We start from the raw sequence: 13,208 nt of genomic DNA, 5'->3' as shown, positions 1-13,208 counted from the left end.
TCGATGACGATGACACCGTCCTTGGTGGCACGCTGGCCGGCAAGCTTGATCGTCCGCTCGCGCACGCGCTCCGACAGACCCGTTGCGTTGGCCGCGTCGAAGCGCAGTTGCACCGCCGTCGCCACCTTATTGACGTTCTGGCCGCCGGGACCGGACGAGCGGATGAAATCCTCGTGCAGGTCGCCCGGATGGATCACCGCATCGCCTGATATGATGATGTTGTCGTCGCTCGCCATGCCGCAGTCATGGCGCGGCGGATCGAAAAAGAAAAGGCCCGATCGAACCGGGCCTTTCAACGAAAGCTGACCCCTGTGGCGCGATTACTCCGCCGCTTCCTGCATGCGCGGCGCCGCGCCCAGCACCACGGCGTCGACATGGCTTTCGAATTTCTCGAAATTGACGGCGAACATGCCGACCAGCCGTGCCGCCTGCCGGTCATAGCCGGCCTTGTCGGCCCAGGTCGCCCGGGGGTCCAGAATCATCGGGTCGAGAATAGCGCTATCGATGCCCGGCACAGCCACCGGCACCTCGAAACCGAAATGAGGGTCGGTGCGGAACTCGGCCGTCTTCAGCGAGCCGTCGAGTGCGGCTGCAAGCAAGGCGCGCGTCGCCTTGATCGGCATGCGCTTGCCGGTGCCGTAGGCGCCGCCGGTCCAGCCGGTGTTGACCAGCCAGCAATCGGCGCCGTGGCGGGCAATCAGCTCGCGCAGCAGATTGCCGTATTCGGAAGGGTGGCGCGGCATGAACGGCGCACCGAAACAGGTCGAAAACGTCGCTTCGGGCTCGGTCACGCCCTTTTCGGTTCCGGCCACCTTGGCGGTGTAGCCGGACAGGAAATGATACATCGCCTGCGCCGGGGTCAGCCGCGCGATCGGCGGCATCACGCCGAACGCATCGGCGGTCAGCATGATGATGTTGTTGGGATGGTTGGCGCGGCCGGTCTTGCTGGCATTGGGGATGAAGTCCAGCGGGTAGGCGCAGCGTGTGTTCTCGGTCAGTCTTCCGTCGTTGAAATCCGGCACGCCATCAGCGTCGAGCACGACATTTTCCAGCACCGTGCCGAAGCGTTGCGTGGTGGCGAAGATTTCCGGCTCGGCTTCCGCCGACAGCTTGATCGTCTTGGCGTAGCAGCCGCCTTCGAAATTGAAGATGCCGTGCGGTCCCCAGCCATGCTCGTCGTCGCCGATCAACGTGCGCGAGGGATCGGCCGAGAGCGTCGTCTTGCCGGTGCCCGACAGGCCGAAGAAGATGGCGGCGTCGCCGGCCGCACCCTCATTGGCCGAGCAATGCATCGGCATCACGTCTTTCGCCGGCAGCAGATAGTTGAGCATGGTGAACACCGACTTCTTCATCTCGCCGGCATAGGAGGTGCCGCCGATCAGCACGATCTTGCGCGAAAGATCGACGGCGATCACCGTTTCGGTGCGGCTGCCGTGACGAAGGGGATCGGCGCGGAAGGACGGCAGGTCGATGATCGTCATCTCAGGCACGAACTGTTCGAGTTCGGCGGCATCCGGACGGATCAGCAGATTGCGGATGAACAGCGAGTGCCAGGCAAATTCGGTGATCACCCTGGTCGGCAGCCTCGACTCCGCATCGGCGCCGCCGACCAGATCCTGGACGTATAGATCCTTGTCCGCGGCATGCGCCTGGAAATCGGCGAGCAGCGTGTCGAACTGGGCCGGCGAGATCGCCTTGTTGTTGTCCCACCAGACATGTGGTTCGGTGGCGCCATCGCGGACGACGAACTTGTCCTTGGGCGAGCGGCCGGTGTGCTGTCCGGTCTCGGCGACCAGCGCGCCATGGGCGGTCAAGCGGGCCTCGCCGCGCCCGATCGATTCCTCATAAAGGGCAGCCGCACCGAAATTATAGCGCACCACGCCGGTGGTTTTCAGGCCGATATGATCGATCGCGCAGGCGGAATTGCGTTTGCCGACTTCCGACATCGAGTGTCCCTCTTGGATTTGCCGCATCTTTGCCGGCACGTTCCCGGCACGCCCACTACGCGGGCTGAGATGGTCAGAACCAGAAAAGCCAAATGATATCAAATCATTAATCGATTTAAATATTTTGAAAGTTGTTTAAATCGTTTATATGTGCAAAAAGTTTCGCGGTTGCCCAAAGGATTGGCGATGTACGTTCGTCCAACCCATGTCGAGGTAGGATTGTGGCCGCCGGCATGCCGCGCGTGACAGCGGACAAGGCCTATGCCACATTTTGTACCTAATTTGTCCTGCAAAAGCCCCTTCTCTACGACAGAAGGGACAGCTCATGAGGGAGCCGCTTGAAATGGCAACAATCGCGCTTGTCGATGACGACCGCAACATTCTGACATCGGTGTCGATCGCCCTGGAATCCGAGGGGTATCGCGTCGAGACCTACACGGATGGTGCGTCGGCGCTGGAAGGCCTGGCGGCACGCCCGCCGAACCTTGCCATCCTCGACATCAAGATGCCGCGCATGGACGGCATGGAACTGCTGCGCCGGATGCGCCAGAAGTCAGACCTGCCGGTGATCTTCCTGACCTCCAAGGACGACGAGATCGACGAATTGTTCGGCCTCAAGATGGGCGCCGACGACTTCATCCGCAAACCCTTCTCGCAGCGCCTGCTGGTCGAGCGGGTGCGCGCCGTGCTGCGCCGTGCCAGTGCCCGCGAGGCTGCCGCCAAGACGCCAAGCCAGCAGGCCCGCTCGCTCGAGCGCGGCCAGCTCGTCATGGACCAGGAGCGCCACACCTGCACCTGGAAGGGCGAGCCGGTGACGCTCACCGTAACCGAGTTCCTGATCCTGCATTCGCTGGCGCAGCGTCCCGGCGTCGTAAAAAGCCGTGATGCGCTGATGGATTCGGCCTATGATGAACAGGTCTATGTCGACGACCGCACCATCGACAGCCACATCAAGCGACTGCGCAAGAAGTTCAAGGCCGTCGACGACGACTTCGAGATGATCGAAACCCTTTACGGAGTCGGATACCGGTTCCGCGAAGCGTAATGATGCATGTCGCCCAAAAGTGGTCCCGGTTTTGGGATGACGACATTCATCGGAGCAAAGTAATGCATGTCGCCCAAAAGTGGTCCCGGTTTTGGGACAACGATATGCATCAAGCTAAAGACTAGGCGGGAGCTGCTATTCGATGGCAGTGGAAGCACAGCGAACAAGACCGGCGGGCGCCTCCAGGCGGCCGTCGCGGATCATGCCGTCCTTCGTCTCGAAGATCACGGTGCCGATGCGCCGCTTCCTCGGCCATCATATCTTTTCCAGCCTGACGCGGCGTATCCTCTTCCTCAACCTTGCCGGCCTTGCCGTCCTGGTGACCGGTATCCTCTATCTCAACACCTTCCGAGACGGGCTGATCGACGCCCGCGTCGAAAGCCTGATGACCCAGGGCGAGATCATCGCCGGCGCGATCGCCGCGTCGGCGACGGTCGAGACGGATTCGATCAGCATCGACCCGGAAAAGCTGCTTGAACTGCAGGCCGGCGAAAGCCTGGGGCCGGGCTCCGACCAACTCGACAATCTAGACTTCCCGATCAACCCGGAGCGCGTCGCCCCGGTGCTGCGAAGGCTGATCTCGCCGACCAGGACCCGCGCCCGCATCTATGACCGCGACGCCAATCTGCTGCTCGATTCACGCCACCTCTATTCGCGTGGCCAGATCCTGCGCTACGACCTGCCGCCGGTCGAGGAGGAAGAGCCCGATCTGGTCGAGCGCATCCAGAAATTCGTCTTCGACTTCTTCCGCAATACCGAGCTGCCGGTCTATCACGAGCAGCCGGGCGGCAATGGCGCCGCTTTCCCGGAAGTGGTCAAGGCTCTCACCGGCAGCCCGTCGACCATCGTGCGCGTCAGCGAGCAGGGCGAGCAGATCGTTTCGGTGGCGGTGCCGATCCAGCGCTTTCGTGCCGTCCTGGGCGTGCTGATGCTGTCGACCGAAGGCGGCGACATCGACAAGATCGTCGCCGCCGAGCGCAAGGCGATCCTGCGCGTCTTCGGTATCGCGGCCCTTGTCACCGCCATCCTGTCGATGCTGCTTGCCTCCACCATCTCCAATCCGCTGCGCCGGCTGTCGGCGGCGGCGGTGCGGGTGCGGCGCGGCGTCAAGAGCCGTGAGGAAATCCCCGATTTTTCCGACCGCCAGGACGAGATCGGCAATCTGTCGATCGCCATACGCGACATGACCAACGCGCTCTACGCCCGCATCGAGGCGATCGAAAGCTTCGCGGCCGATGTCTCGCACGAGCTGAAGAACCCGCTGACGTCGCTGCGCAGCGCGGTGGAAACCTTGCCGCTGGCCAAGAACGACGATTCGCGCGGCCGGCTGATGGATATCATCCAGCACGATGTCAGGCGGCTGGACCGGCTCATCACCGATATTTCCGACGCATCGCGCCTGGACGCGGAGCTCGCGCGTGAAGATGCCGGGACGGTCGACCTGAAGAAATTCATCACCGATCTCGTCGCCGTTTCGCGCGAAGCGACGCGCAACAAGAAGGCGGTCGAGATCGAGTTCAAGGCCGCCAAGCTGCCGCAGGGCGTCAAAGGCTACGTCGTCGTCGGGCATGATCTGCGCATCGGCCAGGTCATCACCAATTTGATCGAGAACGCCCGTTCCTTCGTTCCCGAGGATCATGGCCACATCAGCCTGTCGCTGGCGCGTGCCGGCAAGTTCAACATCGTCACCGTCGACGACAATGGCCCCGGCATCCGGGCCGACAACATCGACCGCATCTTCGAACGGTTCTACACCGACCGGCCGGCCGGCGAGGCATTCGGCCAGAATTCGGGCCTTGGCCTGTCGATATCCAGGCAAATCGTCGAGGCCCATGGCGGCACGCTCACCGCCGAGAACATCCCCGGCACCAAACCCGGCGAGATCAAGGGCGCTCGTTTCGTGGTGACATTGCCGGCCGAAGGCTGAGAGCATGAATTCCAACCACGCCTGGTCCAGCCGTGCAGCCTGAAAACATTCACGCGACGATGGTTTTGATCGGCGAGCGCGGCATTCTCGTCACCGGAGCCTCCGGTTCGGGCAAGACGACGCTGGCGCTGGCGCTCATCGACCATTGTCGCCATCGTGGCCTGTTCTCGCGGCTCGTCGGCGACGATCAGCTCTTCGTCGAGGCGCATGCCGGGCGGCTGCTGTGCCGCGCTCCCGCCGCCATAGAAGGCCTCGCCGAGGTGCCGGGGCTCGGCCCCCGGCCTCTGCCATTCGAGCCGGCAGGCCTCGTCGACCTCCATGTCCGCCTGGTGCCGGCCGGCGAAGCGGTGCGCTTCCAGGAGGATGCCGCAAGCAGCATCGCCGGCTGTCTGGTGCCGCGGGTCGACGTGGTCGAACGCAATGTTCCAGCGGTCTTGCCGGCCGTGATGGCGCGGCTGTCGATCGCGCCTTTTCTATGATCCGTTCCGGGTTTTTTGCTGCAATGCGTCAAAATGGCATGTGCCTTCGCAATTTTGGGCTTGTCAACGGGCCGTGCGTCGACAAGATAGCGCTCCCGCCGCCTGGATTGGCTGGCGAGCATAAAATGCGCCTGTGAAGCGGCGATGACGGGAGCCACCAAAGAATGATCGGACTCGTGCTTGTAACGCACGGTCAACTGGCCACCGAGTTCCGACATGCCGTCGAACATGTCGTCGGGCCACAAGACAATTTCGAAACCGTGGCGATCGGTGCCGACGACGATATGGAGCAGCGTCGCCGCGACATCGTCGACGCTGTTGCCCGTGTCGATACCGGGGCGGGCGTCATCGTGCTGACCGACATGTTCGGCGGCACGCCCTCCAACCTTGCCATTTCGGTGATGGAGTCCGGCCGCACCGAGGTGATCGCCGGCATGAACCTGCCGATGCTGATCAAGCTCTCCTCGATCCGCAAGGGCGACAATATGGCCGCCGCGCTCGATGAGGCTCAGGCCGCCGGCCGCAAATACATCAATGTCGCCAGCCAGCTCCTGAGCAGCAAATGACCGCGCTGTCCCCGGAAAAAGACCAAATTGTCCGGGATTTTCCCATCATCAACCAACGTGGCCTTCATGCGCGCGCTTCGGCGAAGTTCGTCCAGCTGGCCAGCGGCTTCGATGCCTCGGTGCATGTCGAGAAGGATGGCGTCAAGGTCGGCGGCACCTCGATCATGGGCCTGATGATGCTGGCGGCAAGCCCCGGCTATTCGATCCGCGTCACCGCCAGCGGACCGGAAGCCCGGCAGGTCATCGACGCCCTGGAGCAACTGGTGGCGTCCCGCTTCGGCGAGGAATGCTGATCAGGTAGAGCGCCGATGCGTGTCTGAGAGACATGCAGGGATAAAGATTTCTTTATATCCCATTGTCGTCCTTGCTCCGATCTGCTAGTCAGGCCGGCAATTCGCGCCCTTCGACGCGCCGACCGGCGCGGGCGTGTCCGCAACAAATTCGCAAGCACAACATTCGCATCGGAGTACTGCCATGACGGGTAGCAAGGACTATGTGGTCGCCGACATCTCGCTTGCCGGCTGGGGCCGCAAGGAACTCGAGATCGCCGAAACCGAAATGCCGGGCCTGATGGCCTGCCGTGAGGAATTCGGTCCCAAGCAGCCGCTCAAGGGTGCGCGCATCACCGGCTCGCTGCACATGACGATCCAGACGGCGGTGCTGATCGAGACGCTGAAGGAGCTGGGCGCCGATATCCGCTGGGCCTCCTGCAACATCTTCTCGACCCAGGACCATGCGGCCGCGGCCATCGCCGAAGCCGGCATCCCGGTGTTTGCCGTCAAGGGCGAGTCGCTGGAGGAGTATTGGGACTACACCGACAAGATCTTCCAGTGGGCCGATGGCGGCCTCTCCAACATGATCCTCGATGATGGCGGCGACGCCACCATGTACATCCTGATCGGCGCCCGCGCCGAGGCCGGCGAGGATGTGCTGTCCAACCCGCAGAGCGAGGAAGAGGAATACTTCTACGCCCAGGTCAAGAAGCGCCTGAAGGCTTCGCCCGGCTTCTTCACCAAGCAGAAGGCGGCGATCCGCGGCGTCACCGAAGAGACGACCACCGGCGTCAACCGGCTCTATCAGCTGCAGAAGAAGGGCCTGCTGCCCTTCCCCGCCATCAACGTCAACGACTCGGTCACCAAGTCGAAGTTCGACAACAAATATGGCTGCAAGGAATCGCTGGTCGACGGCATCCGCCGCGGCACCGACACGATGATGGCCGGCAAGGTCGCTGTCGTGTGCGGTTATGGCGACGTCGGCAAGGGCTCGTCGGCCTCGCTCAAGGGCGCCGGCGCCCGCGTCAAGGTCACCGAGGTCGATCCGATTTGCGCCCTGCAGGCGGCGATGGACGGGTTTGAAGTCGTCACGCTGGAAGATGCGGCCCCCACCGCCGACATCGTCATCACCACCACCGGCAACAAGGATGTCGTCACCCTCGACCATATGCGCTCGATGAAGGACATGGTCATCGTCGGCAACATCGGCCACTTCGACAATGAGATCCAGGTCGCCGCGCTGCGCAACTTGAAATGGACCAACGTCAAGCCGCAGGTCGACATGATCACCTTCGCGGACGGCAAGCGGATGATCCTTTTGTCGGAAGGGCGGCTGCTCAATCTCGGCAACGCCACCGGCCACCCGAGCTTCGTCATGTCGGCATCCTTCACCAACCAGGTGCTGGCGCAGATCGAGCTCTACACCAAGCCCGGCCAGTACGAGAACCAGGTCTATGTCCTGCCCAAGCATCTCGACGAAAAGGTCGCGCGCCTGCATCTCGACAAGCTCGGCGCCCGTCTGACCGAACTGTCCGGTGAACAAGCCGCCTATATTGGCGTCACGCCGCAGGGTCCGTTCAAGCCGGAACACTACCGCTATTAACCAAAGCGAAAATTGCTACCAGATATTGAGGCCGGGCGATTGACTTTTCGCCCGGCCTTATTTTTGCGCGCCATCAGCCTTCACGGCGATTCGGCGAGGGGCTATTGTCAGGTGATTCGGCGATGCTTCCAGCCCGAGAGGGTCAAGAGAGGCACGCATCAGGGCGGTCTTGCATTCAGGCGGCGGAGAGGACCAAGACATGCCGGGGCAACACCCGCACAGAGCGGGACGGGCCGTTTCCGGCGGCCATGACGATTCGGGGGGGATTGCTGGCTCCGCCCTGGAAGGCGGGAGCCTGTCCTGGCGCGCCCGTGCGTCGACATTCCTTGCCACCTCTGCGCTCGCGGGCCCCTTGGTTGGCGCCGTCGCGCATGCCGAAACCGCTGCTGCCAGCGTCGCGGGACTGTCGGTGAGCGCCATCGAGGTCATGCAGCTTGCCGTGTTCGTCGGCGTGACGGGTGCCGCACTGATATCGGCCATCGTTCTCATCCGCGAAAGAGCCCGCACCTCGGCGGAGAATGTCGAACTCAGGAGCCGCCTCGCCGACATCAACGCGGCGCTCCGCCGCTCCGAGGCGCTGCTCAATCTGCGCGACCAGCGCGTCGTCGTCTGGGCCGCGGAAAACAAGAAGCCCGAGCTTATCGGCACATTGCCCGTCGAAAGCGGCGCTCCCGAAGATAGGGCCGCTTTTCTCGCTTTCGGCCGCTGGCTGATGCCGCGTTCGGCGGCGGCACTCGAACATGCCGTCGCGGGATTGCGCGAGAAGGCCAAACCCTTCGACCTCGTCATCGAATCGCAGGCCGGTGCGCCACTCGAAGTGCATGGCCGCAAGAGTGCCGCGCATGTGCTCGTGCGTTTCGTCTCGCTCTCGGAGACGCAGCGCAGCCAGGCCAGGCTGAAGATCGAGAACCAGCGGCTCGCCGCCGACCACGACACGATGATCGGCCTGCTCGACGCGTTGAACATGCCGGCATGGCTCCGCGGCGAGGATGGCGGGCTGAAGTGGGTCAACCGCGCCTATGCCGATGCCGTCGAAGCCGAAAATGCCGAAGCCGCGGTCCGGGAGAAAAAAGAGTTCCTCGGCGGCCAGGCGCGCGATGCGATTGCCGCCCAGCACAAGACGCATCCGGTTTTCGAGCAGTCGCTGTCCACCGTGATCGAAGGTGACCGCCGTGTGTTCGCGGTCACCGATTTCGCCGGCAGCGATGGCTCGGCCGGCCTTGCCTGCGACACCAGTGCCATTGAGGCCGTTCGCGGCGAATACGAACGGACGGTGCGAAGCCACGCCGACACGCTCGACCAGCTCAACACGGCGGTCGCCATTTTCGACACCGACGAGAAGCTGCGGTTCTTCAATCAGGCCTTCCAGAAGCTTTGGGGGCTGGACGCCGGCTTCCTGCACAGCGCACCCGACAATGCCTTGCTGCTCGACCGGCTGCGCAGCGAGGGCAAGATCGCCGAACAGCCTGAATGGCGTCGCTGGAAGGAAGGCCTGCTCGGCGCCTACCGCGCCGTCGAATCCCAGGAACATTGGTGGCATCTGCCGGACGGCAAGACCATTCGCGTCGTCGCCAATCCGCAGCCCAAGGGCGGCGTGACCTGGGTGTTCGAGAACCTGACCGAGAAGATGGACCTCGAAAGCCGCTACCAGACAGCGGTACGGGTCCAGGGCGAGACGCTCGACAATCTTGCTGAAGGCGTGGCGGTGTTCGGACCCGACGGCAGGCTCCGGCTGTCGAATCCTGCCTTTGCCACTCTCTGGGGATTGAGCGGTGAAGCGGCCAAGCCCAGTGTCCACGTGTCGACGATACGCGACCTTTGTGACCGGCAGGCCGCGGACAGCCCCTGGCCCAGCTTCGTTGCCGCCATCACCGGCTTTGACGACGAGCGCCGCGACCGCCACGGACAGACCGAGCTCAACAACGGCAATGTGCTGAGTTACGCCATGATCCCGCTGCCCAACGGGCAGGTGATGATGACCTTCGTCGACGTCACCGACAGCGTCCATGTCGAGCGGGCGCTGAAGGACAAGAACGAGGCGCTGCAAAAATCCGACCAGCTCAAGAACGAATTCGTCCAGCACGTCTCCTATGAACTGCGCTCGCCGCTGACCAACATTATCGGCTTCACCGAACTCCTGTCGCAGCCCACGACCGGTCCGCTGACGCAGAAGCAGCGCGAATATGTCGAGCATGTCAGCTCGTCCTCCTCGGTCCTGCTCACCATCGTCAACGATATCCTCGACCTGGCGACGGTGGACGCCGGCATCATGCAGCTCGACATCTCCGAAGTGCAGGTCGATCGCACCATCGCCGCTGCGGCCGAGCTGGTGGCCGACCGGCTGGAAGAGCATTCGATCAGTCTCCAGGTGGACGCCATCGCGGCGCCGAAGACGTTTCACGGCGATGAGGTCCGCGTCCGCCAGATCCTCTACAATCTGCTCAGCAACGCCGCCAATTACGCCCCGGAAGCCAGCATCATCCGGCTCACTTGCCGCCATCTGGCGGATGGGGTGGAATTCTCGGTTCATGACGATGGTCCCGGCATGCCGCCGGATGTGCTCGATTCGGTGTTCCGCCGTTTCGAGCCGCGCGCCAATGGCGGCCGCCGGCGCGGCGCCGGCCTCGGCCTGTCGATCGTCAAGAGCTTCGTCGAGCTGCATGGCGGCAGCGTTCGCATCGAAACCGGCAAGGACAAGGGCACGACCGTCATCTGCACCTTTCCAGACATGCCGGGCATCCGCGCCGCGGCCGAGTAGCGCGTTCGATGACCAGACTGGTGCTGGAGCGATTACTCGCCGACGAGACCCACACAGCGCGGCTGGGCGAAGATCTGGCGCTGTCGCTGCGCCCGGGCGACGTGCTTGCCCTCAAGGGCGATCTCGGCGCCGGCAAGTCGACGCTGGCGCGGGCCTTGATCAGGACCTTGGCCGACGATGCGAGCCTCGACGTTCCGAGCCCGACCTTCACGCTGGTGCAGAGCTACGACACCCGCATTCCGGTCCATCATTTCGATCTCTACCGCCTGTCCTCGGCGGAGGAGATCGATGAGCTTGGGTTCGACGAAGCCCTGGCGCAGGGTGCTGCTTTGGTCGAATGGCCGGAACGGGCGGAAGCCCATCTGCCGAAAACCACGGTCCTGATCGAGCTCGTCCAGCATGGCGACGGCCGGCTGGCGCGATTGTCAGGCCAGGGGGATGCCTTCGATCGGGCGGCACGATCGCTGGCCATGCGCGACTTTCTTGTGAACGCCGGCTGGGGGGAAGCGCAGCGCCGCCATTTCATCGGCGATGCTTCGGCCCGCTCCTACGAGATCGTTTCGTTGCCGGACCAAAAGCCTCGGGTCTTGATGAACTCGCCACGGCTGGTTCTCGGTCCGCCTGTGCGCGACGGCAAGCCCTATGCCGAGATCGCGCATACCGCTCAGTCGGTCTCCGCCTTCGTCGCCATCGACCGCGCCTTGAAGGAAGGTGGCGTCAGCGTTCCGCAAATCCATGCCGAGGACCAGGAGCAAGGTTTCCTGCTGCTCGAACATCTTGGTTCCGAAGGTTTCCTCGGCGGCGATGGCCAGCCGCTGGCCGAGCGTTGCGCAGCGGCGGCCGAGCTGCTGGCCATGATGCATGGCAGGGCCTGGCCGCAGCGCCTGGAAACAGGGCAAGGCGGCTTCCACGATGTGCCGCCTTTCGACCGCGACGCCATGATGATCGAAGCCGATTTGCTGGTCGACTGGTACGTGCCTGCGATATCGGGCGGCCCGCCAAGTGACAGCTTGCGCGCCGGTTACCACAGGGAATGGAACGCGCTCCTCGACCGGCTGCAAGGCCGCGAGGTCACGCTGATGCTGCGCGACTTCCATTCGCCCAACATCATCTGGCGCGGCGACCGTTCAGGGCATGATCGATTGGGCATTGTCGATTTCCAGGATGCGCTGATCGGCCCTTCCGCCTATGACGTCGCCTCGCTCGCCATGGACGCGCGGGTCACCATCTCGCCCGAGATCGAGAAACAGACGCTGGATGCCTATGTCGCGGCGCGCCAGGCAGCCGGGGCTTTCGACGAGGCAAGCTTCCTGGAGTCCTACGCCATCATGGCGGCGCAGCGAAACTCCAAGATCCTCGGTATCTTCGTCCGCCTCGAAAAACGCGACGGCAAGCCCTATTATCTGAAGCACCTGCCGCGCATCCGCGACTATCTGCGCCGGGCCCTGTCTCATCCGGCGCTGGCAAGCCTGCGCGAGTTCTACGACACCCACGGTTTGCTGGAGGAGCGAGCGCTGTGACAGCAAGACCGGACACCGCCATCGTACTCGCAGCCGGGCTTGGCAAACGCATGCGGCCGATCACCGACACCATTCCCAAGCCACTGGTCAAGATTGCCGGCAAGACGTTGCTCGACTGGAGCCTCGACAGCCTGGCCGCCGCCGGCGTCGGCAAGGCGGTCGTCAACGTCCACTACTTTCCCGAACAGATCGTCGCCCATGTCGCTGCGCGCCGCGCGCCAAACATCGTCATTTCCGACGAGAGCGAACAACTGCTCGATTCCGCCGGCGGCATCGTCAAGGCGTTGCCCGAACTGGGCGATCAGCCCTTCTACATCCTCAACGCCGACACGTTCTGGATCGATGACGGTCCTCTCAATCTCCAGCGCCTCGCCCTTGCATGGGACGCGGCGAAAATGGATATTCTGCTGATGCTGGCGGATCTCCAACAGGCGACCGGACACTGCGGCAGCACCGATTTCCTGGTGGCGCCGGATGGCGGCTTGCGGCGTTCGAAAGGCGACCCGGCGGGGCTGATCTATGCCGGGGCGGCGATCGTCCATCCGCGCCTGTTCGAGGGTGCACCGGCCGGGCCGCACTCGCTCAACGCCTATTTCGATTCCGCCATCGCGGCCGGCCGCCTGTTCGGCATGCCCATGCATGGCCACTGGATCACCGTCGGCACGCCCGATGCCGTACCGCTCGCGGAAGCGGCGGTCGCCGGTGCGCTCATCGAGTCGCAATGAGCGGCTCCAGCCGCGTTTTCTCGATCCCGCCCGGAGCGCCGTTTCTGCCGACGCTTGCCGAGGCGCTGCTTGCCGGCCGCCTTGTTCCGGGGTTTCGATTTGACGGCGACCCGCTCGCTTTGGCCGATGTCACCATCTATGTGCCGACACGCCGTGCTGCGCGCGCTCTGCGGGGTGTCTTCGTCGACAGCCTAGCGGCACGCGGCGGCGGCGGCTCGGCGATCCTGCCGGTCATCCGGCCACTCGGCGAGTTCGACGAGGATGAGGCCGCATTCGAGACCGAGGCATCGGCGGCCATCGATCTCGCGCCGCCGATCGCCGCGATCGAACGCCTGTTGCTGCTGACGCCGCTGGTTCGGGCCTGGAA

At 63.7% G+C, this 13,208-nt stretch carries 11 protein-coding genes and 1 pseudogene; 10 read left to right on the top strand and 2 right to left on the bottom strand.

Translation table 11 applies throughout. The features are described from left to right. Together EOB49_RS37360 and EOB49_RS04680 are read right to left on the bottom strand one after the other, a co-directional pair. Window positions 1–236, bottom strand: a 236-nt coding sequence (locus EOB49_RS37360) for an aminoacyl-tRNA hydrolase (RefSeq protein ID WP_245472479.1), incomplete at its 3' end; no start/stop codon positions are given. Window positions 237–320: 84 nt separating this feature from the next. After that, window positions 321–1,946 (bottom strand): phosphoenolpyruvate carboxykinase, encoded by a 1,626-nt coding sequence (locus EOB49_RS04680; protein ID WP_127380287.1) that lies wholly within the window; start codon window positions 1,944–1,946, stop codon window positions 321–323. Window positions 1,947–2,289: 343 nt separating this feature from the next. On the opposite strand from EOB49_RS04680, the gene EOB49_RS04675 reads away from it, so the two are divergent. The 10 genes and pseudogenes from EOB49_RS04675 to EOB49_RS37355 all read left to right on the top strand — a co-directional run. Beyond that, a complete protein-coding gene (locus tag EOB49_RS04675; RefSeq protein WP_013528337.1) occupies window positions 2,290–2,991 on the top strand; it encodes a response regulator transcription factor in 702 nt (233 codons plus the stop codon). A 142-nt stretch (window positions 2,992–3,133) separates the two neighbouring features. Continuing rightward, on the top strand, window positions 3,134–4,918 hold the full coding sequence (locus EOB49_RS04665) for a sensor histidine kinase (protein WP_127380286.1): 1,785 nt from the start codon (window positions 3,134–3,136) through the stop codon (window positions 4,916–4,918). Between the two features lie 32 nt (window positions 4,919–4,950). Continuing rightward, window positions 4,951–5,397: an HPr kinase/phosphorylase gene (locus tag EOB49_RS04660; protein ID WP_164781587.1), complete on the top strand. Its 447-nt coding sequence runs from the start codon at window positions 4,951–4,953 to the stop codon at window positions 5,395–5,397. Window positions 5,398–5,561: 164 nt separating this feature from the next. Beyond that, on the top strand, window positions 5,562–5,963 hold the full coding sequence (locus EOB49_RS04650; protein ID WP_010912939.1) for a PTS sugar transporter subunit IIA: 402 nt from the start codon (window positions 5,562–5,564) through the stop codon (window positions 5,961–5,963). Then, the gene (locus EOB49_RS04645) at window positions 5,960–6,256 is read left to right on the top strand and encodes an HPr family phosphocarrier protein (RefSeq protein ID WP_027039963.1); all 297 of its coding nucleotides are present in this window, start codon (window positions 5,960–5,962) and stop codon (window positions 6,254–6,256) included. Before EOB49_RS04650 ends, EOB49_RS04645 begins: the two co-directional genes overlap by 4 nt. Before the next feature lie 181 nt (window positions 6,257–6,437). Next, the gene (ahcY, locus tag EOB49_RS04640; RefSeq protein WP_023810629.1) at window positions 6,438–7,838 is read left to right on the top strand and encodes an adenosylhomocysteinase; all 1,401 of its coding nucleotides are present in this window, start codon (window positions 6,438–6,440) and stop codon (window positions 7,836–7,838) included. Window positions 7,839–8,037: 199 nt separating this feature from the next. After that, entirely contained in the window at window positions 8,038–10,596 is a 2,559-nt protein-coding gene (locus tag EOB49_RS04635) for a PAS domain-containing sensor histidine kinase (RefSeq protein WP_127380285.1), read from the top strand. An 8-nt stretch (window positions 10,597–10,604) separates the two neighbouring features. After that, entirely contained in the window at window positions 10,605–12,116 is a 1,512-nt protein-coding gene (tsaE, locus tag EOB49_RS04630) for a tRNA (adenosine(37)-N6)-threonylcarbamoyltransferase complex ATPase subunit type 1 TsaE (protein WP_127380284.1), read from the top strand. Next, the gene (locus tag EOB49_RS04625) at window positions 12,113–12,841 is read left to right on the top strand and encodes a nucleotidyltransferase family protein (RefSeq protein WP_127380283.1); all 729 of its coding nucleotides are present in this window, start codon (window positions 12,113–12,115) and stop codon (window positions 12,839–12,841) included. Before tsaE ends, EOB49_RS04625 begins: the two co-directional genes overlap by 4 nt. Continuing rightward, window positions 12,838–13,208, top strand: a pseudogene (locus EOB49_RS37355) (double-strand break repair protein AddB); the annotation flags it as partial. The gene EOB49_RS04625 and the pseudogene EOB49_RS37355, both read left to right, overlap by 4 nt.

This window comes from Mesorhizobium sp. M7A.F.Ca.MR.148.00.0.0 (genome assembly GCF_003997735.1).
Classification (GTDB): domain Bacteria; phylum Pseudomonadota; class Alphaproteobacteria; order Rhizobiales; family Rhizobiaceae; genus Mesorhizobium.
The sequence above is the reverse complement of the archived record's forward strand: the minus strand, read 5'-3'. Positions and strand labels throughout refer to the sequence as shown.

Bases quoted from the DNA above. Each gene is read 5' to 3' on its own strand.
- EOB49_RS04650 (WP_010912939.1), top strand. From the start codon at position 5,562: ATGATCGGACTCGTGCTTGTAACGCACGGTCAACTGGCCACCGAGTTC.
- ahcY (WP_023810629.1), top strand. From the start codon at position 6,438: ATGACGGGTAGCAAGGACTATGTGGTCGCCGACATCTCGCTTGCCGGC.
- EOB49_RS04675 (WP_013528337.1), top strand. From the start codon at position 2,290: ATGGCAACAATCGCGCTTGTCGATGACGACCGCAACATTCTGACATCG.
- EOB49_RS04680 (WP_127380287.1), bottom strand. From the start codon at position 1,946: ATGTCGGAAGTCGGCAAACGCAATTCCGCCTGCGCGATCGATCATATC.
- tsaE (WP_127380284.1), top strand. From the start codon at position 10,605: ATGACCAGACTGGTGCTGGAGCGATTACTCGCCGACGAGACCCACACA.
- EOB49_RS04665 (WP_127380286.1), top strand. From the start codon at position 3,134: ATGGCAGTGGAAGCACAGCGAACAAGACCGGCGGGCGCCTCCAGGCGG.
- EOB49_RS04645 (WP_027039963.1), top strand. From the start codon at position 5,960: ATGACCGCGCTGTCCCCGGAAAAAGACCAAATTGTCCGGGATTTTCCC.
- EOB49_RS04635 (WP_127380285.1), top strand. From the start codon at position 8,038: ATGCCGGGGCAACACCCGCACAGAGCGGGACGGGCCGTTTCCGGCGGC.